This window comes from Stagnimonas sp. FW305-C-60, assembly GCF_058782965.1.
The window spans coordinates 625,588-646,419 of record NZ_JBYSYF010000001.1 but is presented as its reverse complement, the minus strand read 5'-3'; the positions used below and the strand labels follow the sequence as shown (position 1 = coordinate 646,419).

Genomic DNA, 20,832 nt, shown 5'->3' with positions numbered 1-20,832 from the left:
CCATCGGCGGCGCCAAGAGCCAAGCCTCTTTTCTGGGGGCTATAGGGCTTGCAGCGCCGCCAGTCTCTGGATTTCCTTGTCCATGAAGTTCACCCAGGTGGCGGCGTCCTTCACAGTGTCGCTGTACTGCAGGGCAGCCTGGAACGCCGATCGGGCCTCGACGTATTTCTTCTGGTTGTAAAGAGCGTTACCGAGCATCATCTGCAATGCCCCAGGGCGCTCGACATTTTGAGCCTTGGTCGCTGTTCGATAGGCCTCCGCGGCCTCGTTCCAATGGCCCAGCTGCACATGGGCCTGCCCCAGGTAGATGTAGTGCTTGGCCTCGTTGCTCAGCTGTGCCAGCCGGGCCAGTGTGGCGATTTCCTCGTCATGCTCCCGGGCCATGCTCAGCGCTTGCGCATACAGCTGGAGCGTGACTGACGACTCCTTGATCTGCTTTTTCTCAAATCCTTTCTTGAGCAGCTGCACGGCCGGATAGGGGGTTTCCTTCAACAGATAGAGTCGCGCCAGATTTAACTGGTCGGGCTCGCTTCTGAGTCCACCTGCCTCATAGCTGGCACGAAGCACCGCCAGCTGCTCTTCAGGCTTTTCAGCCAGTCCGTACATCCCGGCCAACTGTTGCCAATAGGACGTCTTCGGCCAGCGCTGCACCATGGTTTCCAGCACGGTGATGGCGCGCAGGTAGTTCTTCAGCTCGTAGTAGCTAGCGCGCAGCAGCGAGAGCCAGCTCTCGCGGGGTGCAATGCCCTTTTCCTTGGCCAACTTGAGACCGGCCAACGTCGCCTGCTCGGCCTCGGCGTACTCCTTCAATTGGTAGCGAGCCTGGGCGATCAGCAGATGCTGTTCCGGCTTGATTTCGGTGGCCTGGCGCATCCAGTTCGACATCACCTTGATCGCCTGCTTGTAGTTGCCGTCGGCGAACGAGAGCTGGGCGATGACATAGAGCGTGTTACCCCGCAGCAGATCGGGTAGATCAGGCTGCCGAAGCACGTTCTTGTACGACTCCATCGCGCGCTTGTTGTCGTTCATCGCCACCTGGATGCTGGCGATGAAGTTCCAGTACATCGCCTTCTCGTAGCTGTTGAGCTTCTCGAACCGGGGCTTGAGTTCGTCGAGCTTGACGATGGCGCCCTTGAAGTCCTTGGCGTCGTAGAGCAGCTGCGCGGCTTCGAGAGTGGCGTAAGTCTGCTTGCTCAGCGCCTGGGTACGCTTGGTCTGGTACTTGGCGGCATCGGGTTGGGCGACTGGCTTTTTTGCCTCGGTCGCGCCCGCCACCAGGCCAGGCAACGCAGCGGCCAGCAGCAGCAGCGCGACGGCATATCGGCGCACCCTGGCCTGCGGAGGGAGGCCGATGATCGTGTGAATCCGCATCAGCCGCGCCTCCCCTTGCCCTTATCGATGGCGAACGTGATGACGTGCTGAACGTTTGGCACCGCCACCGGTTTGCCGTTTTCTACTCGCGGCTTGTACTTGAAGCGCAGCACGGCGCGGCTTGCCGCCTCGTCGAAGACTCCTTCGGGATGCGATTCGATCACCACCGGATCGACCACCGATCCGGTCGGCGTGACGGTGAAGCTGAGCACCACATAGCCCTCAATCCCCTGCTCCTGCGCGCGCCGCGGGTAGCTGGGCTCCACCTTGATGATCGGCAGATAATCGCCATCGCTGCCCAGGTCGTTTTTAGAGAGCGATAGGCCAGTGCCCACCTGCAGGTCGCCGACCACGACCATCGGGCCCATCGGCAAGTCGACCGTCTGGCTGGGGCCTTCAACCCTGGCCTGCGGCAGGTTCATCGACAGCGGCGCGGCTTCTGGTTTCTCCGGCTTTTCCGGCTTGGGTTTTTCGCGCGTGCGGGTTTCCAGCTCGAAGTTCTTGTTGAGGCGGACGAAGTCGATGGTCGGCAGCGTCGCTCCGGCACCAAGCAGCGCGCCCTTGTGGCTCATGACCGCGTGCAGGGCGCCGAAGAACAGCAGTCCGAACATCAGGCCCAGGCCCAGCGCCGCCAATAGCCGTGGCGGCGCACTGTTGAGTGGTCCGCCCACGAACGGCTGGGTCAGGGGTGTTTGGTGCATGTTGGTCATCAGCCCCCCTGGCCGAGCGTGGCCAGTGACACCGACTCGACGCCGCCGGCACGGATCTGGTCCATCACCTTGACCAGCACGCCGTTCTCGGCCATGCGATCGGCGGTGATGATCACCGTGTCCTCCGGACGCTCGGCGTGCATGCGCTCAATGGTTGCGCGCACTTCCGGCAGGCTGACCCGGCGACGGTCCATCCAGATCTCACCATTGGGACGGATCGCCACCAGGATGTTCCCGTTTTCCTTGTACTCGGCGGTGATGGCCTCCTCGCGGGTCACCTTGACGCCGGTCTGCTTCACGAAGCTGGTGGTGATGATGAAGAAGATCAGCAGATTCATGATGAAGTCGAGCATCGGTGCGAGGTCGATGCCATGGCTCTCTTCCTGTTCGCTATGTCGGCGTCCGCGCATGCGGCTTCAACCTCCGGATGACGCGATGGAGACATTCATTACTCCGCCCAGGCGGACTTGATCCATCACCTGCACCAGAACTCCGGTCAGGGATTGACCGTTAGCGACGACGATGACCGGCCCTTCGGGGTACTCGGCCTTGAACCGCTCGACGTTGGCGCGCACCGCACGCACGTCGATCGGTCGCCGATCGATGGAAACCTCGCCACCACCATGCAGCACGATATAGAGCGTCTTGTCGTCCTTCTTCTGCTCCTGCTGCGTGCTCTGATTGCTGGCCGAGGGGCGGGACAGCGAGAAGCCGACTTCCTTCACGAACACGGCCGTGATGATGAAGAAGATCAGCAAGTTCATCACGAAGTCGAGCATGGGTGCGAGATCAATGCCGCTCTCGCCGTCGTCCTCGCTCGCCGAGTGCCTTCGCATTCTCATGATCTGGTCTCCATTGCCGATCGGCTCAGTAGGTGAACTGATCGCCCAGCCACTCTGTCAGGCGACGTGCGCGTGCCTGAAAGTAGTAGACGGGATACATGCCCGAGATGCTGACCGCCAAACCGGTCAGCGTGCAGTTCATAGCCTCCGAAACGCCGCTGGACATGGTGCGGGCATCGGCCGATCCGAGCGCGGCCATCGAGTCGAACACCACCAGCATGCCGGACACCGTGCCCACCAGTCCCAGCAACGGGCTCAGCGGCACCATGACTTTGAGCATGGGCATGTTCGCCGTCATGCCGGCGTTGAGCCGCGAGATCATCGCGCGGCGCACCTGGTGCGCCGACCAGCTGTGATGGTCGGCACGCTGCTGCCAGCACCGCAACAGGTACTTCGCCTCGCGCGGCAGCACTACTTTGAAATACCAGAGGCGCTCGAAGATCAGCGCCCACATCAGGCAGCAGCTGAGAAATATCCACAGTACCCAGATACCGCCGGCGTGCAGCAGGGCCAGAAAGCCCGCGAACGGTGCCATCCAGAAGTCAGCCACGACTCGGCGCTCCCATCGCCGCTGTCTGCGTGTCTCGTCCGCCATCGCGCAGCCTGGATTCCAGCAACTCCGCCAACAGGCCTGCGCTCTGCTCGTCGAGGATCTGGATGACGCGCTTGGAGCGCGACACCAATGCGGAATGGATGAACAGCAGCGGGATCGCCACGCCCAGACCGAGCACGGTGGCGATCATCGCCTTGCCGATACCGGCCGCCATCAGCTTGGGATCGCTGGAGCCGGACTCGGTGATGCTCTGGAAGGTCTCGATCATGCCGAGCACGGTGCCGACCAGGCCAAGCAAGGGCCCCGCGGCCACCACCAGCTTCACCAGGCTCTGGAAGCGCTCCAGGCTCGGCAGTTCGCGCAGCACCGCCTCGGAGATGCGCAGCTCCACCACCTCCGCCTCGTCGCCCGCGGAAGGAGCGCGAGCACCCTTGAAGGACAGCAGTACCCGTCCCAGCGGATTGTCCGCGTTCAGGCTGGCTAGATTCGCCAGCTGTCGATTGACCTTGATCCCGACCAGATTGAGGTAGAAGAACTGGTAGACCGCCGCGAGCGCCCCGATGAAGCCGACGGTGAGAATTAGCAGCGCCTCCCAGCCACCGACCCGGATGCGGTCCTGCAGCCCCGGCCTCTGCGCCAGGAGCCCCAGCAGCACGCCGCGGGTCGGGTCCACAACCATGCGCTGATAGCCGCTGTCGGCCTCTGGAAAATCCTCGGCCATCTCGGCGTAGTCACCTTCCGGCTGCTTGGGCAGGGCGACCAGGCTATTGACGCCCGGCTTGAACTCTAGGTACTTGCCGTCGGCGATGGCAACGAAGGGGCCGATGCGGGTCACCGTCTGCCCGCGGGTGCTGCCATCGGCGTCGGCCACCTGGCCCTGGAAGCGGACCACCTTGCCGGTCTCGGTCATTTCCCGCTGCATCTCGAACCAGAAGCGTTCAAGTTCTTCCATCGGCGGCATGCTCTTAGTCTGTGCCAGCTCGTCGAGCTTGCTGACCCGCCCGCTGTACTGGGCACTGATCAACGAGTTGCGCGCCACCGAAGAGAAATCCCCGGCGGTCTGGCGCAGTACGCCAAACAGTTCGCCGAGATTGCCGGCCTTGATCTTCAATGAGTCCTGCAGTTCGGTCAGTGCTTTTTCATTGGCCTCGAACTCGCGCCCCAGCGCCGCAGACTCCGCCTCCGCCTCGGCCCGCTCGCTCTCGGCATGGGCCAGGAGCTGTGCCTGTTGATCGCGCGCCGCCTGAAAGCGGGCGATGCGCTCGGCGTTGATCTTGTTGTCGCTTTGGCGAGCGGTGCGAGTCCGCTCCAGTAGCTCGTCCAGGGAAACCGCCTCGCGGCCGGCCGACTGCTGCGCCGAGACCGGCGCGGTGAGTCCGAGAGCGAGGACAAGCACAAGCATGGCGCCGCATATGGTCACGCGCATGTCAGTTGCCTCCCTTCGCCGCCAACACCGGCGCCACGATCAGATTCGGCGACACCTGCTTACGGGCCACCTTGAGACCATCCCTGACCGCATCGCGATAACTATCGTCGCGGACGAACTTCTTTTCCTGCGCATCCCAGTAGCCGGTCTCGGTTAGGTCCGGCGTCTGATAGGAGAGCGCGACGCGGCCGACCCGGAGGTACTCCACCACCTTGTCGCCAAGCTTGCCCTCGTAGCCTTCGAGCGTGCGGCCGTACTCCATCTCCACCTGGTAGGCCTCGACGATGCGGCGGTACTTCTCGCTGGTGGTGACGTCGGCGCGATTCATCATCTCGCGCAGCTTCTTGATTCTGCCCTGACGCTCTTCAGGCAGAAACGGCACATCGAGATCGATGAAGACCTCCAGCGTGTCTAGCATCTTCTGCATCAGCGGCAGAATCTCGCGATTGGTACGCTCCACCTCGAAGCTTTCCTTGCGCACGTTTTCCATCTCGCCCTGCTGGCTGCGAATCTGTGCATGCAATTGCTGGTTGTAGATGCGCAGGCCGTCGGTCTCGCGCAGCACGTCCTGATAGCGAGTCATCAGGTCGGTGCGCTCACCATCCAGGGCATCGACCTTTTTCTGGGTGTCCACCTGCGCCGACAGCCAGGCCTTGTTTTCGTCGAATAGCGACGAAACCCCGGCAGCAGAGGCGTCCATGGCGCCGAGCAGCAGCGCCCCAAACAGTGCGGCAAGTGCAAGGGCGCTTCGGCGGGCGATGGCCTGCCTTACAGGCAGCCGCCGGGCGGCGGACGCAGAACGATGATCCATGGGTCTACTTCTCCTCGTTGATCTAGTTTCCAGCCGGTTCCAATCTCAGCTGGTGTTGCGCCTCGCCGGGCAGGAAGGGGGCCATCCGGTCGGCCATCCATTCGGCATGGCCGCTGCGGTAATACGGGGACAATGGGTGACCCGACTGCCCGCCGGGCATGGCGAAGTAGCCGTCCTGTTCGCGCCCGGGCGTCACGGCAAAGCGTTCGGCAGAACCCATCTGCGCCAGCTGCACGCGCGGCATATTGGCGTCGCCGGACTGCGGCTCGGCCGGCATGTCGAGATAGCGCGACAGCGCCGGCAAGGCGGCGGACAGCGGATGACGCATCTGCAAGCGATTGCGCTCGCCCCAGCTGCGAGCGGCGAGGCCGCCCGCCTGTTTGGAGTAGGGCTCCAGCGTCGCGTCCAGCGTCGCCAGCAGAAACTGCGGCCAGGAGGTGTAGCCAGGATGCAGTAGGTGCAGCGGCTGCTGGGTCACCAACTGCCATAGCGCCGCCTCGGACTGGAACATCGGCGCGCCATAGCCGCAGTCCGGGTTGCGCTGCCGGCAGGGCGCCAGCAGCGCCGCGAAAGTTGCGTCATGCACGCGCAAGCGCCATTCGGAGACCAGGCGGTAGCCCACCGAGTCCTGGTCCGCGCGGGCACCCCAGCCTTCGACCAGCGCCCTGGCCTCGGCACGCAGCGGACGATCCCGTACGGCCTCAGGGCTCAGCAGCTGCAACATTAGTGTCTGCCATGGCTGCAGGAACAGTGCCCGGTCATCGAGCTGCACCGCGAACATGTCCTGCGGCCGCGCTTGATCGATGGCCATCAGGTCGTCGCGTATCTGCCGGGCGCGGGCGCCTAGCGCATAGGTGCCGATGCCCACTCGCCGCAACGCCGCACCATCCACCACCCGCGCATTGGCGGTCCAGATGCGACCCTGCGGAGGATCGATCACCACCGGGTAGTCGGCGCGGTCGAGAAAGCCCGCCCAACCCGCACCATCCGCCCAGGATTCCGGCACCAGACCCTCCTGCATCTGGCGCAGGGGAATACGCCCGGCAATGGTCCAGCCGATGTGACCGTCGCGGTCGCCAACGGTGAAATTCTGAGGCGGCAAGCCAGACAGCTGCGCGATGTCTATGGCCTGCCTGACGCTCTGCGCTTGCTCGATGCCGGCAAAGCCCATGTTGAGCGCGCCCGGTACGGTGCCCAGCCAGTGCACGGCATAGGCGCGGCCCTTGGCGTCACGGATTACCGGCCCCCAGATGCTCTGCTCGACGACGAGGGTCTCGGCGTCCTGCTTACGTACCGGCAGGGTCTCCTCGATGCGCTCGATCTCGCGCCAGCCCGCGGGCGTGCGGTACCGCCGCGGGTTCTGCGGGTCCAGCTCCAGTGCCACGAGGTCAGTCCAGTCACCATAGGTGGTGGTCAGCGACCAGGCGATCTTCCGGTTGCTGCCGAGGATGGTGAACGGCACGCCGGGGATGGTGGCTCCCAGCACCTCATACGCGGCATCGCCCTGAATACCAGCGTCGGCGACCACGAAATGGCTGCGGTAAAGGATGTGCGGCACGCCATAGGGCAGGTGCACGTCGCCGGCGACCAGGGCGCCGCCACCTACCACCTGGGCGCCAGCCACCGCCCAGTTGTTGCTGCCGGGCAGCGAATCGGGCGTGACCGCGCTATCGGCAACCGGCGGGAACGCGGCGGCATCGAAGCGCCGCAGGTCGTAGTCAGAGGCCGGTGGAATCGGTGCGTCGGTCGATGGAGCATTACCGATCAGCGGCGCATCCCAGCGGGTGCCGAGCGGATTCAGGAAGGCCAGCATCGACACCGGAAGCTCTTCGCGCAGCACCGCCAGTGTAAGGTCGCGGCTGCCGCGTGAGTCGCTGAGCCCGAAGAACATCGTGGCCAGCACCAGCAGACTGTCTTCCGGCACCCAGGCACGCGGCCGGCTGCCAAGCAGCAGGTACTCGAACGGCCGCGCCGACAAGCCTTGCAGCCCCTGGTTGACGCCCTCGGTGTAGGCCTGCAGCAGGGACAGATCCTCGCCCGGCATCGCCACCAGCATGGCGCGCATCATCGTGCGCATCTGGAACAGGCGGCGTTGGCGATCCTGGATCAGCAGCGCCGGCCCGAGCAACTCCGCAAGTTCGCCGGCGGCGGTACGACGCAGCAGATCCATCTGGAAATAGCGGTCCTGCGCATGAACAAAGCCGGTTGCGCGCGCCAGATCCAAACGACTGGCCGCGGTCAGCGTGACCACCCCCTGCGAATCACGCGCTGCGGTCGCCACCGCGCTCAGCCCGGTCAGAGCGGCGCGACCGTCGAGACGGGGCAGGCTGGCGCCCAGCAAGGCACATGCGGCAACCGCCACCACCGCGACTAGAGCCACTAAAGACAGCAGCAGACGCCAGACCAGCCTCACAGGGTTCTCCGAGTCGACGAGGGAATCACTTGAGCTACTCGCGCGCGGCCTAGGGCTGTGTCTGGCCTTCGCCGCGCACGCCAGCGATGCGGAGCGCCAATTCCGCGTAGGCCTCCGCCACCTGCTCCGGCGTACGACCGCAATCCGGGCCGTACCAGTAGGCGACGCGCATGCCCATGCTGCCGATCGCCCGCTGGGCCAGAAAGCTGTCGGGAACATGGAAAGTCCCCAGGCGGATGCCGCGCTCGAATACCTCGGCAAGCAAGGACTCGTTCTGGCGATTGATCGCCAGGCCGGGAGCGGCCTTGGCCTCCGGCAGCGCATGCAGCTCGGCATTGGCGACCACCGCCAGCATCGAGTACTTGCAGTGCGCGATCACATGCGCCCGGACCAGAGCGGCGAGCTGCTTGGCAGGCTCAGGCTGGGTTTCCAACAGGGCACTGCGGAGGCGACGGAAATGCTCGTCATGCCCCAGCCGGATGATCTCGGCGAGCACGTCCTCCTTCGAACCGAAATGCGCATACAGCGTGGTCGCCTGGACATCGGCCTTGGTGCAGATGTCACGCACCGAGGTGCCGCTGTAGCCACGCTCCGCGAACAGCTCCAGAGCGGCGCAAAGAATCTCGCCACGGGTGCCTCCCGGATTGACGTCCGGCGGCAACACCGAGTCGGTGGCCGCGATGCGGCGGTGTGCGGAAATCTTTCGGGCGGAGGCAGACATTAGAACAATCGTTACATTGGTTGATTTGGCAACGGTAGCTTGTTTGAAGTTCTAAGGCAATATACATTTCATCAAACACTAACAAACGTTAGCTTAGATTTTGACACTGCCAAGGTTTGGCGGAGTCGGACGCAAGGGAGGAAGACAGGGCATGCCGTATGCGGTGATCCATCGGGCGAAGCTGTACTACGAACGCCATGGCAGTGGCCCGGCGGTGGTCCTGATCCACGGTCTGGGTTCCAGCGCCCGGGACTGGTCGCCGCAACTGGAGGCCCTGGCCCGCGACCACACCGTGCTGGTTATGGACCTGCGCGGTCACGGCCGCTCGGAAGACTTCGGCGACACGCCGGCATCGGTCGCCGGCTTCGCCGCCGACCTCGCCGAACTGCTGGATCACCAGAGCCTGTCGGAAGCCGACATAGTCGGCCTCTCATTGGGTGGCGCGGTGGCCTTCCAGTTCGCGCGCAGCTATCCAACCAAGACTCGCTCCCTGGTCATCGTCAACAGCTCGCCGAGCTTCATTCCAAAAACCTGGCGCCTGCGCGGCATGCTTTGGCAACGCCTCTTGCTGATTCGATTGATGGGGATGACGGCGATGGCGCGCGTTCTTGCCCGCAAGCTCTTCCCGGCAGATATCGCATTGCAGCGGCTGTTCATCGAGCGCTTTGGTCAAAACCGCAAGCGCAGCTATCTGCAAACCCTGAAGGCGCTGACTTGCTGGAGCGTGGAATCGGAGCTGTGTCAGATCACCTGCCCGACCCTCGTGATCGGTGCCGACAACGACTACACGTCCAACGCCGCCAAGAAGGCCTACGTCGCCCAGATGCCCAACGCCTGGCTGAGCATCATTCCGAACTCGCACCACGCCCTGCCGATGGAGCGACCGGACCAATTCAACCTCGAAGTGCAGCGCTTCCTCGCAGCCTCAATCCCGTCTCCGACTTCGGCTACGGCGTCGCCTTCGTCCATCGCCCCTGCTGGAGCTTCTGCCGGATGAGTACCCGAAAGCTGTTGTCTGCGTCGCTGATTTCCCTGTATGCCGTTCTATCGCCGCAGAAAGTGACCGCCGCCGATCTACCTACGCCAGTACAGACCCTTTACGGCGCCGTGCGTGGACATCTGCATGCCGGCGTGATCCGCTACTTGGGCATCCCCTATGCCGAACCGCCAGTAGGTTCGCTGCGCTGGCGGGCACCCCGTAATCCTTCACCCTGGGAGGACGTCCTGGAGGCAAGTGCCTTCGGCGAGCCCTGTGCTCAAACCGGCACTTTTTACGGCAGCGATGACCCGCAGAGCTTTGACCGGCCCTACGGGTCGGAGGACTGCCTCTACCTCAACGTCTGGGCGCCGGCGAAGGCCGGCGGCCTACCGGTATTGGTCTTTATCCACGGCGGCGGCGGCGTGGTAGGGGCGGCGTCCCTGGGTGCCTATGAAGCCTCACGCCTGAGCCTGGAGTTGAACGCGGTCGTGGTCTCCATCAACTACCGGCTGGGCTTTTTCGGAGGCATCAACACCCCCGCGCTACAGACCGGCGATCCGGTGGACGATGCCGGCGTGTTCTGGCTGCTGGACCAGATCAAAGCCCTGGAGTGGGTGCAGGGCAACGTCAACGCCTTCGGCGGCGATCCGGCCAACGTCACAGTGATGGGCCACTCGGCCGGCGCGGTGAGCATCTGGGCAATGCAGCGTTCCCCTCTGGCTACCGGCAAGTTCAAGCGGGCCGTCGTGCTGTCTGGATTCCCGGTGTCGAGCAGCAAGGATGAACTGTCGACACGGACCAGCCAATTGATCGACCGTCTACGGCAGTTCGAGCGTCAGGCCCGAGCCGCGCCGAATGCACCGCTCGACCTCGTTCCTGAATCGCTGTCGCAGCAGGCGGCGCAGGCCCAGGAGGCGGGCACGGTGGCGCAACCGACAGCGGCAACACCCGCAGCCAAGCCAAGCCAGGACGCGCCGCTTCAGGGAGTGGCGCTGCGGGACTATCTATACGCCCGCTCCACCGAGCAGCTCATCAATGCCGGTTACGGCATCCGCGCACTGGCCGGTGGTGAAGACGGAACCGTTCTAAACACTCGGGACGAGAACCCGACACGCGACTTCAGCAATGCCGTGCCCACCCTGTTCGGCATCGTCGCGAACGAGATGAGCTTCCTCGCCTTCCCGGTCGTCGCCAAGACCAAGCCCGCCGAATTCTGGGAACTGATGAACAGCGGGCGCGCCGACCTGCGCCGCAGCAGCTTTATGACCTGGTGGGGCTGGTGCAAGTACAAGGTGATGGTGCCACTACTGAACGTATATGCGCGCCGCGAGGTGGCCACGGCGGCCGACCGGCTCGCGCAGACCGGGGTGCCGGTCTACGGCTACCGCTTCGAGTGGAATCACCAACCCGAACCCTGGCGACACCTGTTTGGCAGCTACCACGGGCTGGACGTGCCCTTCCTGTTCGGCAACTTCCAGACCGAAATTCCGAACTTCGGCCGCTTCTCCTGGAGCGAGGACAACGCCCTTGAGCGCGAAGCTATCCACCAGCAAATGGTCGCCGGGCTCCGCGGATTCATCGAGTCGGGCGACCCAAACCGGTACGCGACCGATGTTCACTGGCCACTGTGGACAGACAGTCGAAGGCCCGCAGTCATTCGATAAGAAATTAGAGAAGGAGGAGAAGGCCTTGAGCCACCACAACCACAAACTGAATCAAGCCCTGACGATCGCCTGCCTTGCTGCCGGCGCCATGTTTTGTCCGCTGTCTGCGACAGCCCAGGATGACCTGGAGGCGTTGTTGGCAGAGCCCAGCAAGCCGACCACGACCGAGCCGGGCGCGCCGACTCCGGGCACAACCGATCAGGCAAACACCGAACCCGCCGCGGCCGGTGACAAAAGCGAGGACACCTCGCCAGAGAAGCCTTTGCAGACCCTTGCCGTACAGGAACTGCCGCGAACAGACGCTCCGGCCAGGGTCGAGCGCACACCATCGAAGACGCTGGAGAACATCGTCGTCGTCGCCCAGAAAAAGGCTGAATTGATTCAGGACGTGCCGATCTCAATCTCGGTACTCGACGAGAAGTTCATCGAAGAATGGTCGATCACCGACCTCAATACTGCGGCTCTCTATACCCCCAACGTAAAGATTGTCGACGCCGGCTACTTCATCCTGCCGCGTATCCGTGGCTTTGGCACCGACCAGAACAACAAGGCTTTTGAGCCTCCGGCGGGGGTCGCCATCGATGGCGTCCCGTACACACGCCTGGAGTACTTCACCTCGGCAACCTTCGACCTCGCACGCATGGAGGTGTACCGGGGGCCGCAGGGCACCTCGTTCGGCAAGAACACCACTGCCGGTTTGATTCATCTCATCACGAATTCGCCGACCGACGAGTTCACCGGCTTCATCGACAGCCAGTACGGCGATTTTGACCGGCACCGCGTCGAGGCCGCCGTCGGCGGCCCGCTGGTGGAGGGCGTGGTCAACTTCCGCCTTGCCGCACTTTCCGACGAGCGACAGGGCTTTGTACGCAACAGCGCCACCGAAACCTCACTGAGCGGCGCATCGGAGTATGGCCGCGGCACCCGCCGCAAGGGCCTGCGAGCCAAGTTGGATTTCGTCGATCTGGGCGGCTCGACGCTCAAGCTGAGCGCCGAGACCGTGAAGGTCGCCCTCAGCGGCGCCGGACTCGAGATGTACAACCCGACCGCCACGCTGGAGGCCGCCATACGCCGGTATGAGCCCAACTCTGATTTCATCCGCGCCAACCATGTCAATACCATCAACGACCCCGACTACCGCGACGTAGCAATCGATACTTTCAACGCCGAATGGCAGGCGGAGCTCGGCGACTGGGGACTCACCGGTCTCGCCGGGTACTCGGTACTGCGCGATGACGCCGCACTCGATACCGACGCCACACCGGTGCCGGCGATCTTCGCCGGCGACAAGGACACCTCGCCGACGCTGACCGGGGAACTCCGACTGCAGTCGCCGGATTTCGACGGCTTGCTGGGTATCGACAGCCTGTTTGGAGCCGACCTCGGCCACAGCAATGTGCTGTCGGGCCTGTACTACCAGGGTCGCGACATCAACGGCGATGGCATCGTGTTTCGATTCGGACTTTCTTACCTCGATCTGCTGATCGCCTCGACCACATCCGCCCAGAACAGCCCAGTCCCTGGGCTGGCACGCGGACTTTTGAGCCTGGTCTATCCGCTGATTCCCCCGATCTTCCAGACCACCAATTCGCGCTACACGGAGGAAGTGACCCAGGACTTCGATCAGCAAGCTGAGGCGGCCGCGGCGTTCACTCAGCTGAAGTGGCAGCTGACCCCCGTCTGGGGCCTGGAGTACGGCCTTCGCTTCAACCATGAGTCCAAGAAGGCGCATCTCAACCAGTACTACTCCTCCAGCCCGTCGATCCTGCTGCCTCTGCTCAATGTAAACGAGTACGAGCACCACCTAAGTCGTTCCGAAGACAACATCGCCCATAGGGTTTCGCTGAACTTCGAGCCCGGGGACGACTACGGCCTGTTCCTGCATTGGGCGAAGGGATTTCGTGGTGGTGGTTTCAACGCATTTTCTTTCGACGGAGCACCTGACACCTTGCAATTCGAGCCCGAAACTGCGACCGACTGGGGCCTCGATTTCAAGTCCACGCTGCTTGACGGCCGCATGCGTCTGAACGTTTCTCTGTTCCGTCTCGATGTCGATGACTTTCAGGTACTGGTCAGTCAGCCTTCGAGCACCGGCGTCGGCCTGGGGTCCACCATGGTCCAGAACGCAGCCAAGGCGCGCTCTCAAGGCATAGAGGCAGACCTAACATGGTTGGTGACCGACTGGTTCACCCTGTTCTCCACCCTGGGGCTCAGCGACACCGAGTATCTGGACTTCAAGAACAATGCCTGCGCGCCGGACAACGCCAACACCGATGGTGACTCGGACCCACTCTGCGACGTCACCGGCAAGCCGTTCCCGCTAACCCCCAAGTTCTCCGGAACTTCGCTGGGGATGATCACCTTGCCGCTCTCGGCAAATGGCCTCGGAATGCAGGCTGGCGGTGGCTTCGACTATCAGTCCAAGCAGTATTCCGACACCAGCCTGGATGAGCGCTTTCAGCAGGAGGCGGTGATCCGTTGGCGAGCCACCATCGGCATCGGCAACCTGCTGACCGGTTGGGCTTTCCGCATCCAGGGTGAGAACCTCACCAACGAGCGAGTGACCATCCGTCACGGGCAATTGATCACCGGCATAGATGCCGAGGGACTGGACTCGCCGCGGACGATCTACGCGTCGTTCCGCTACAACTTCGGAGGTTGAAGCATGCACGCCACAAAGCCCGGCCTGCGCGGACTCTTGCCACTGCTGGTCGCCCTGCTGTGCATCTCCTGCGGACATGCTCCGGCCGTTGATACCTCACCACCAACCCCAAAGCCAGCGTCAAGCGCCACCATCAAGGGCTGGATCTCGGCGGTGGAGCAACTGGGCATCCGCCGGCCCGGCTACGCCGCCGACGACCGCACCGAGGAGTGGCTGCGGGAGCAGTTCATCGCGCTCGGGCTGCGAGACGTCAAGCTGGACCCTATCGAGGTACTGCGCTGGGAGCCAAAACACTGGTCACTGCAGGTCTGGCGCGATGGCGATGAGGCGGGCGCAATCGCCATCGACTCCTGGCCAATACCCTTGTCGGCGAACGCCGAGAACCTGGTAGGTGAACTGATACTCACCCCCAAGCCGGGCGCCGGCGAGCGCGGCAAGCTCGCCGTGGTGGAATTGGGCCTGCTGTCGACGCCGCAGTCGCGCATGCGCGATCAAGTGGCGACTTGGGCCTACGATCCCGGCCGTGAATTCGACACACTGACCCAGGTCTGGCCACTGGGACCGCGTTTCTCGAACGTGATGGAGCCGGACATCGAGTCGGGGGCGAAAGGTTTTATCGGCATCCTCGACTTCCCCTGGCAGACCGACCACTATTTCGTCCCCTACGACGCAGTGCCACGCAGCATTCCTGGGCTATACCTGAGCCGAGCCAATGGCGACCGGCTCAAAGCCCTGATGGCTGGCGGCTATCGTCACGCGCGTATCAACCTGCTGAGGGAGCAGGTAAAGGCCCGCTCGCACAATGTGATTGCGGTCCTGCCAGGTCGCACCGACGAATGGGTTGTGATCGGCTCCCATCACGACGGCCCTTGGAATTCCGCGGTCGAGGACGCCAGCGGCGTGGCCCTGGTATTGGCGCAGGCGCATTACTGGGCGCAGGTACCACGTGAGCAAAGGCCGCACAACCTGATGTTCTTGCTCAATGGCGGGCACATGTCGGGCGGCGCCGGCCTGATCCACTTCGCCAACAGTCAGGCCAGCTTCTTGAAGGAGAAGGTGGTTGCCGAAGTGCACCTGGAGCACGCGGCACGCGAGGCGAAGGTGGTGGATGGCCATCTGGTGCCAACCGAGCGTCCTGAGGTGCGCTGGTGGTTCACCAGCTTCATCCCTCGCTTAGAGGAAAGCGTCGCTCGCGCCATCTGCGCCGAGCATCTGGACCGCTCGCTGATCATGCCGGTGGAAGGCTTCCCGTCTCCAGCCAGCAAGCATCCGCCGACCGACGCGGCGTTCTTTCACCCTTTGACCCCGATAGTCAGCTTTCTGACTGCGCCGATGTACCTGTTCGATCCAGCCGATCGCCTGAACATGATCCATGAACCCTCGTTGCTGCCGCTGACCCGCGCGGTGATATCCATCATCGAGGATTTGGGGCGGACCAGCGTGGTGGAAATCCGTCAGGGGATCTATGCACCGCCGCGCAGGACCAGCTTGCCTAGCTGCGCTGGGCTTGCCACCACGAACAACAATGCCTCTGCGCAATAGCGCAGCGGTGGCCGCTGGGTAGAAGCGCTGCTGGCGATTCTGGCGCTGGTCAGGGCTTGGTTTCGCTCGACCGCCCCACCTCCAGTTGCCAGTAATGCAGGCCGGACTCGCCGGCGCTGACCAGGCCCTGCCGGTAGGCGAGGGCGCTGGAGAACGCACCCAGCTCCTGGGCGTTCGGCAGCGTGCCGGCGGGCGTCAGCGGCGGCGCCTGGGGGCCGTCCTTGGCGAGCGGTTGCGCGCTGCGCAGCGGCAGCGGCCGCAGGCCCGTCGCCGGGTCGAACAGCTGGATGCTGGCGTTGGCGCCCACCAGCGCCGCCCGGCCGTTGCCTAGGCCGGTCAGGCCGAACACCGACTGCGTGCTGCGGCTATCCAGCCGCGCCCACTGTCCGGCGGCGACGTCTTCGGTGCGGAAAGCATTGCCGCGCAGGCCGGCGACGAGCGCACCGCTCTGGCCCTGCGGCAGCACCGCGAACAGCGAGCTTTCATAGGGCGAAGGCAGCCGCTGCCAGCTGGCGCCTTCGTCGCGCGACTGCGCCAACATGCCCTCCTCGCCCACCAGCAGCAGCGAGCCATCGCCGAGCCGGCTGAGCGCATTGAGGTGCAGGCCGGCGCTGGCGATCTCGGACTCGTTCTTGGCCCAGGTGGCGCCGCCGTCGCGGGTCTCCATGACCAGGCCGTAGGCGCCAATCGCGTAGCCACGTTGGGCATCGAGGAACAGCACGTCGAGCAGCGCCAGGTTCTGATCGGGCTGGTAGTTCTGCATGACCCAGGTTTTGCCGCCGTCGCGGCTGTGCAGGATGCTGGCGTCATGCCCCACCGCCCAGCCGAGCTTGGCGTCGAGGAAGTACACCGAGGTCAGCAGCACATTGACCGGCACCGGCACCTGCTGCCAGCCGAGCCCGTCGGTGGAGCGCAGGATGTGGCCGCGCGCGCCGACCGCGATGAGCTGATCGCCAGCGCGCACAATCTTGGTCATCGGACTGTGCTCGGCCTTGGCCGCAATCTCCGCCGGCATCGCCTTGCCGGGTGCCGCCTGCGCCGGGTTCAGCAGCAGGGCGGCACCGTACAGCAGGCCTAAGAGACAGGCCTTGCGGCTTCCATGCGAAACGGTCTTGCCTGTGTTCATGGCTCAGAACTGGTATTTGAAGAAGAGGCCAAGGTTGTCGCGGTCTTGGTAGAGGTTGTTGCTGCCGGCGCCGAAGAAGGCGTTGTAGGCGAGCGTCATCGCGTAGGACTTTCCGTAGCGCGTTTCCAGCAGGAAGCTCAGCTGCTTGCGGCCGGCCACGAAGTTGCCCGCCGGGCCCGGTGAATTGCCCTGGATGTCGTGGTACCAGATGAACAGCGGCTGCACGCTGATGCCCGGCAGCACCGACTCGTAGCTGATGCGGCCGACGATGCGATAGCCCCAGGAGAAGGCATCGGCGAAGGCATTGCGCGGCGCCTGGAAGGGATTGAAGCGCAGGCCGTCCGGGCCGACCGTGCAGCTGGGGTTGGTCGAGCAGGCCAGGCGCGAGCCATCGGCGCCGCTGCCGTCGGCACCGGCGCTGGCATGGGTGGTGGCGGTCATCGGCCCCTCGATCTGCAACTGGTCGAAGTCCGGCATGTTGAGCACATGGGTGGCGGCCAGTTCGTAGAGCAGGATCACCTGGTCGGCGTGGATCCAGTTTTCCGAAGCGCCCAGCACCCGCGTCGCACCCAGGTTGTACTGCGCCACCTTGCCGGGTATCCAGCCCTGGATGTAGCTGTTGGGCGCGTTCTCGCCGACCGTGCCGCCCCGGTAGGGAATGATGAAGTTGGGGAAGGAGCGCGCCGAGCCCGGCGCCGAGCCGACCACCAGATTCACCGTGTCCGGATAGGGGTTGTTGCCGTTGGCGTCGGTGAAGTTGTTCTGGTCGTAGACGCTGTAGTTGGCGCCGCCGTCCTCGGTGAAGCCCAGCGTGGCGGTGCTGCCATAGCAGCCGAGCGCCTGGTCATGGCAGCGGGTCAGCGTCGGGCCGAACGAGGCAAAGGCGAGGTCGATCAGCGCCACCTGCATCGGCAGGTTCGGGCGATAGCTCAGCTCGCCCTGGAAAGAGTAGTCGCCGTAGGTGGTGGTGAAATCCAGGCCGAACATCTGCAGGTTCTCGGGGTATTCCACCTGCAGCTTGGCGGTATCCAGCGGCAGCGAGTCGGTCTCGCCCACTCCCGGCTGCGGGATCAGCAGGTTGGCCAGACCCAGTACATCGGTGCCGAGATTCAACAGCACGCCGGGGCGCTGCGCGATCAGGGAAACCGCGTCCAGCGCCAGCGCCGAGGCCGCCGACAGCGCGGTCACCGGCAGGTTGGGGCAGGCGCGCAGGAACTCGCTGGTGTTGCGGGCATCGAGCCCCAGCGCATTGCCTTCGCGCCGCGCACAGCTGGCGTCGGTGGACTGGAAGCTCACATAGGGCAGCTTCGAGTGGTAGTTGACGAAGTACAGGCCCAGCTCGGTGCCGTCGTTGAGGTTTTCGGCGAAGTACTTGAACGACACCCCGAACTGCCCCTGGTTGCTGGGCGTGTTGTCGGCGAGCCGGTCGATGGTGAGCGTGGTCGGGGTGATGAGCGTGAGCGGGCTGTCCAGCGGCGAGCCGACATGGTCCGGATCATCCGCCGAGCCGCCGAAGGCGGCGTTCACCGAGCCGCGCTTGTTGTCGGTGCCGATGTCCACGAAGGACATATAGCTGCCGGGAGTCGGAATCTCGATCGGCTCCCATTCGTACTGGTAATAGCCCTCGACGGTGAGGCCGTCGATCACCTCGGTGCTGGCGCGGACCATGCCCACCGGCACGAACAGCTCCTCCAGCAGGCCGAAGCCGAGGCGGTGCAGGCTGTTGGCGTTCACCGGCTGCGCCTGGTTGATGCTGTTGATGAGGGCGACGGTGCTCTGCCCCCAGTTGACGGTCTGGCGGCCGATGCGGAACAGCAGGTCGCGCTCGCCGGGCAGCTTGGTGGTGCCGTAGAAGTTGGCATCCAGCAGGTCGTAGCGCAGGCCGATCTCGCGGGCCTCGCGGCCATCCCGCTCCTGGGTCAGATAGGCGCCGTGGCCATAGACCCTGGGCAGGTAGCGGTTGCTGATGCCGGTGTCGTTGGTGATGCCGGTCTGGCCGGCGTTCTGCGCGGTGATGCGGTTGTAGTAGCGGTCGTCGAAGCCGTCGTAGTTGACGACGTCGAAGATGCCCATGCCACGGAAGAAGAAGCCGAAGTCGCCGAACTTGATGTTGAGGTCCTGCGAGAGCTTGAGCGGCGCCTGGGTGATCTCGCCCAGGTCGTAGTTGAGGTTGCCGTCGTCGAAGTTGTTGGAGGCCATGCCGGGCGCCGCGCGCAGGTGCGCGGCCGGATAGCTCTGGGTGCGGTGCAGGCCCTGGCAGGACTGGTAGACGCCGGCGCAGACATCGGGATTCAGCGACGACTTGCCGACCAGATAGTCCTGCCTATCCTCGACGCGCCAGGAGGCGCCGAAGGTCAGGGTGTCGTTGAGCACCGCCCGAAAATCGGTGTCGAGCAGGCTGAAATCGAATTCGGCGGCCGGCACTACCGACGGAGCCGCCAGCAGCAGCGCCAGCGCGCCATGGATCGCGTACTTTTTCATCTTGGTCATAAAACCTCCCCCAGCGCACGGCGCAAAAGGGCCGCACGTCACCGTTTGTTTCGCTTGTTTGGAAGATCCCGCGCGCTGCCAGCAGCGCGCGGGACTCACACGGGGCTTACTTCGAGGTGCGCTTCTGCACCGTATCGGCCTCGAACAGGTTGTCGTTGTAGGTCACCGTCGAGTCGTAGGGCAGGTCTTCGTTGATCATCGTGGTCACGAAGTAGCGGCCGGAGTTGAGGTGATAGATCACTTCCGGCAGCGTGCTGGCGGCGAGCACGTTGAACGAGGGCACCAGATGGCCTTCCTGGAACTGCATCAGCACGCCCTGCTGGTCGTAGTCGTCGATGGCGACGATGTTCCAGCTGTCTTCATCCAGATAGATGCGGCGGGTCTTGAAGGTGTGGCGCTGGTCGGGCTTGTTCTCGGCCTCGACCACCCAGACCCGGTGCAGCTCGTAGCGGGGCAGCTCGGGATTGACGTGGTTGGGCCGGGCGATGTCGGCGTACTTGGTCGGCGGCGTGGCGATCTTGTAGGAGTTGTAGGGGATGTAGACCTCGCGCTTGCCGACCAGCTTCCAGCTGAAGCGTTCGAGCACGCCGTTGTACATGTCCACCTGGTCGTAGAACTGGTGGCCGTCGGTGCCCTCGTAGGGGTTGTCGCAGCACACCGCCGGCGCCCGGCGGATGCGCTTGAGCGCCGGCGCATAGAGCCAGGCGGAACGACCCTCGGTGCCAAAGCCGGCCTTCTCATGCACCAGGATGAAGGTGCCGGCGATGCGCGGCGGCGCGATGGTTTCAGAGAGATAGCGCAGGAAGTCGACGCCGGGCTTGAGCTCCGGCGGGTTCGGCGAGCCGATGTTGGCGTAATAGAACTTCACGTCCTCGACGATCTTGGTTAGCGAGAACTTGCCGTCCTGCTGCACGATCATCTGGTTGTTGTAGCGACGCACCGCGTCGCCGCGCCATTTCACCCGGTGGTTCCAGATCGGCTCGGCGCCGCTCTTCGGGATCGGGAAGGGAAAGCCGACGTAGGCGCCCTTGGGATTGTCGACGCCTTCCAGCTCGGCGCGGGTGGCGTTCTTCACCGTTTCATCGAGGATCTTCTGCGGGAAATTGACCTTGCGATGGCTCGGGTAGACGTTCATCTTGTAAGTCGCCGGGAAGCGCTTGAGCAGCTCCTTGTGCCCCTCGGTCAGTTTCGCCGCGTACTGCGCGGCGTTCTTGGCGTCGATGGTGAACAGCGGCTTTTCATTCTTCAGCGTCGGGTCCGAGGGAAAGTTGCCCTTGAGCGCGCCGCTCTGGGCCGCCGGCGTCCATTCGGGGATGGTTCCCTCCTTGTTGCCGGCGCGCTCGGCACCCACCGGAGTGAGCTTCTGGCCCAGCTGGGCCGCCTCCTCGGGCGAGACCTTGGCCAGCGCCGGACCAGACAGATAGACGGCCAGCAGGGCGGTCAGATAGATCGACTTTTTCATCGCACTTCATCTCCTCTCACAATTTCCATAAGACCCAGCGCGTATCCCTACGCAGCCGTG

At 64.0% G+C, this 20,832-nt stretch carries 16 protein-coding genes; 4 read left to right on the top strand and 12 right to left on the bottom strand.

Annotated elements, in window-relative coordinates:
- Positions 1-39: 39 nt before the first annotated feature.
- From AC3WT6_RS02960 to AC3WT6_RS02920, 9 genes are read right to left on the bottom strand one after another with little or no spacing between them, the layout of a single operon-like run.
- The gene (locus AC3WT6_RS02960) at positions 40-1,371 is read right to left on the bottom strand and encodes a tetratricopeptide repeat protein (protein ID WP_492652065.1); all 1,332 of its coding nucleotides are present in this window, start codon (positions 1,369-1,371) and stop codon (positions 40-42) included.
- Positions 1,371-2,072 carry an energy transducer TonB gene (locus AC3WT6_RS02955; RefSeq protein WP_492652064.1) on the bottom strand — a complete coding sequence of 234 codons (702 nt, stop codon included), beginning with the start codon at positions 2,070-2,072 and terminating at the stop codon, positions 1,371-1,373. Before AC3WT6_RS02955 ends, AC3WT6_RS02960 begins: the two co-directional genes overlap by 1 nt.
- An 8-nt stretch (positions 2,073-2,080) precedes the next feature.
- Complete coding sequence (locus AC3WT6_RS02950) at positions 2,081-2,491, bottom strand: ExbD/TolR family protein (RefSeq protein WP_492652063.1); 411 nt, start codon at positions 2,489-2,491, stop codon at positions 2,081-2,083.
- 6 nt (positions 2,492-2,497) lie between these two features.
- Positions 2,498-2,917: an ExbD/TolR family protein gene (locus AC3WT6_RS02945; RefSeq protein ID WP_492652839.1), complete on the bottom strand. Its 420-nt coding sequence runs from the start codon at positions 2,915-2,917 to the stop codon at positions 2,498-2,500.
- Between the two features lie 31 nt (positions 2,918-2,948).
- The gene (locus AC3WT6_RS02940) at positions 2,949-3,473 is read right to left on the bottom strand and encodes a MotA/TolQ/ExbB proton channel family protein (protein WP_492652062.1); all 525 of its coding nucleotides are present in this window, start codon (positions 3,471-3,473) and stop codon (positions 2,949-2,951) included.
- On the bottom strand, positions 3,466-4,902 hold the full coding sequence (locus tag AC3WT6_RS02935; RefSeq protein ID WP_492652061.1) for a MotA/TolQ/ExbB proton channel family protein: 1,437 nt from the start codon (positions 4,900-4,902) through the stop codon (positions 3,466-3,468). The genes AC3WT6_RS02940 and AC3WT6_RS02935 overlap by 8 nt, the downstream gene beginning before the upstream one ends.
- A 1-nt stretch (position 4,903) precedes the next feature.
- On the bottom strand, positions 4,904-5,713 hold the full coding sequence (locus tag AC3WT6_RS02930) for a DUF3450 domain-containing protein (protein WP_492652060.1): 810 nt from the start codon (positions 5,711-5,713) through the stop codon (positions 4,904-4,906).
- A gap of 22 nt (positions 5,714-5,735) precedes the next feature.
- Positions 5,736-8,126 carry a penicillin acylase family protein gene (locus AC3WT6_RS02925; RefSeq protein ID WP_492652059.1) on the bottom strand — a complete coding sequence of 797 codons (2,391 nt, stop codon included), beginning with the start codon at positions 8,124-8,126 and terminating at the stop codon, positions 5,736-5,738.
- Between the two features lie 49 nt (positions 8,127-8,175).
- Positions 8,176-8,847 (bottom strand): TetR-type transcription factor C-terminal domain-containing protein, encoded by a 672-nt coding sequence (locus AC3WT6_RS02920; RefSeq protein ID WP_492652058.1) that lies wholly within the window; start codon positions 8,845-8,847, stop codon positions 8,176-8,178.
- A 151-nt stretch (positions 8,848-8,998) separates the two neighbouring features.
- Here AC3WT6_RS02920 and AC3WT6_RS02915 point away from each other — a divergent pair, with 151 nt between their 5' ends.
- The 4 genes from AC3WT6_RS02915 to AC3WT6_RS02900 are packed head-to-tail and all read left to right on the top strand — an operon-like array spanning position 8,999 to position 15,694.
- Positions 8,999-9,844, top strand: coding sequence for an alpha/beta fold hydrolase (locus AC3WT6_RS02915; protein WP_492652057.1), 846 nt, complete (start codon positions 8,999-9,001; stop codon positions 9,842-9,844).
- Positions 9,841-11,490 carry an alpha/beta fold hydrolase gene (locus AC3WT6_RS02910; protein ID WP_492652056.1) on the top strand — a complete coding sequence of 550 codons (1,650 nt, stop codon included), beginning with the start codon at positions 9,841-9,843 and terminating at the stop codon, positions 11,488-11,490. Before AC3WT6_RS02915 ends, AC3WT6_RS02910 begins: the two co-directional genes overlap by 4 nt.
- A gap of 25 nt (positions 11,491-11,515) precedes the next feature.
- Positions 11,516-14,152: a TonB-dependent receptor gene (locus AC3WT6_RS02905; protein ID WP_492652055.1), complete on the top strand. Its 2,637-nt coding sequence runs from the start codon at positions 11,516-11,518 to the stop codon at positions 14,150-14,152.
- A 3-nt stretch (positions 14,153-14,155) separates the two neighbouring features.
- Positions 14,156-15,694, top strand: coding sequence for a M28 family peptidase (locus tag AC3WT6_RS02900; protein WP_492652054.1), 1,539 nt, complete (start codon positions 14,156-14,158; stop codon positions 15,692-15,694).
- 49 nt (positions 15,695-15,743) lie between these two features.
- On the opposite strand, the gene AC3WT6_RS02895 is transcribed toward AC3WT6_RS02900, so the two are convergent.
- The 3 genes from AC3WT6_RS02895 to AC3WT6_RS02885 all read right to left on the bottom strand — a co-directional run bounded on the left by AC3WT6_RS02895 (position 15,744) and on the right by AC3WT6_RS02885 (position 20,772).
- Positions 15,744-16,820 (bottom strand): WD40/YVTN/BNR-like repeat-containing protein, encoded by a 1,077-nt coding sequence (locus AC3WT6_RS02895; protein ID WP_492652053.1) that lies wholly within the window; start codon positions 16,818-16,820, stop codon positions 15,744-15,746.
- 3 nt (positions 16,821-16,823) lie between these two features.
- A complete protein-coding gene (locus tag AC3WT6_RS02890; protein WP_492652052.1) occupies positions 16,824-19,310 on the bottom strand; it encodes a DUF1302 domain-containing protein in 2,487 nt (828 codons plus the stop codon).
- A 106-nt stretch (positions 19,311-19,416) separates the two neighbouring features.
- The gene (locus AC3WT6_RS02885; protein ID WP_492652051.1) at positions 19,417-20,772 is read right to left on the bottom strand and encodes a DUF1329 domain-containing protein; all 1,356 of its coding nucleotides are present in this window, start codon (positions 20,770-20,772) and stop codon (positions 19,417-19,419) included.
- Positions 20,773-20,832: the final 60 nt, after the last annotated feature.

Excerpts from the sequence above, each read along its gene's own strand:
- AC3WT6_RS02960 (WP_492652065.1), bottom strand. The coding sequence starts at position 1,371 with ATGCGGATTCACACGATCATCGGCCTCCCTCCGCAGGCCAGGGTGCGC.
- AC3WT6_RS02955 (WP_492652064.1), bottom strand. The coding sequence starts at position 2,072 with ATGCACCAAACACCCCTGACCCAGCCGTTCGTGGGCGGACCACTCAAC.
- AC3WT6_RS02950 (WP_492652063.1), bottom strand. The coding sequence starts at position 2,491 with ATGCGCGGACGCCGACATAGCGAACAGGAAGAGAGCCATGGCATCGAC.
- AC3WT6_RS02945 (WP_492652839.1), bottom strand. The coding sequence starts at position 2,917 with ATGCGAAGGCACTCGGCGAGCGAGGACGACGGCGAGAGCGGCATTGAT.
- AC3WT6_RS02935 (WP_492652061.1), bottom strand. The coding sequence starts at position 4,902 with ATGCGCGTGACCATATGCGGCGCCATGCTTGTGCTTGTCCTCGCTCTC.
- AC3WT6_RS02930 (WP_492652060.1), bottom strand. The coding sequence starts at position 5,713 with ATGGATCATCGTTCTGCGTCCGCCGCCCGGCGGCTGCCTGTAAGGCAG.
- AC3WT6_RS02920 (WP_492652058.1), bottom strand. The coding sequence starts at position 8,847 with ATGTCTGCCTCCGCCCGAAAGATTTCCGCACACCGCCGCATCGCGGCC.
- AC3WT6_RS02915 (WP_492652057.1), top strand. The coding sequence starts at position 8,999 with ATGCCGTATGCGGTGATCCATCGGGCGAAGCTGTACTACGAACGCCAT.
- AC3WT6_RS02910 (WP_492652056.1), top strand. The coding sequence starts at position 9,841 with ATGAGTACCCGAAAGCTGTTGTCTGCGTCGCTGATTTCCCTGTATGCC.
- AC3WT6_RS02900 (WP_492652054.1), top strand. The coding sequence starts at position 14,156 with ATGCACGCCACAAAGCCCGGCCTGCGCGGACTCTTGCCACTGCTGGTC.
- AC3WT6_RS02895 (WP_492652053.1), bottom strand. The coding sequence starts at position 16,820 with ATGAACACAGGCAAGACCGTTTCGCATGGAAGCCGCAAGGCCTGTCTC.
- AC3WT6_RS02890 (WP_492652052.1), bottom strand. The coding sequence starts at position 19,310 with ATGACCAAGATGAAAAAGTACGCGATCCATGGCGCGCTGGCGCTGCTG.
- AC3WT6_RS02885 (WP_492652051.1), bottom strand. The coding sequence starts at position 20,772 with ATGAAAAAGTCGATCTATCTGACCGCCCTGCTGGCCGTCTATCTGTCT.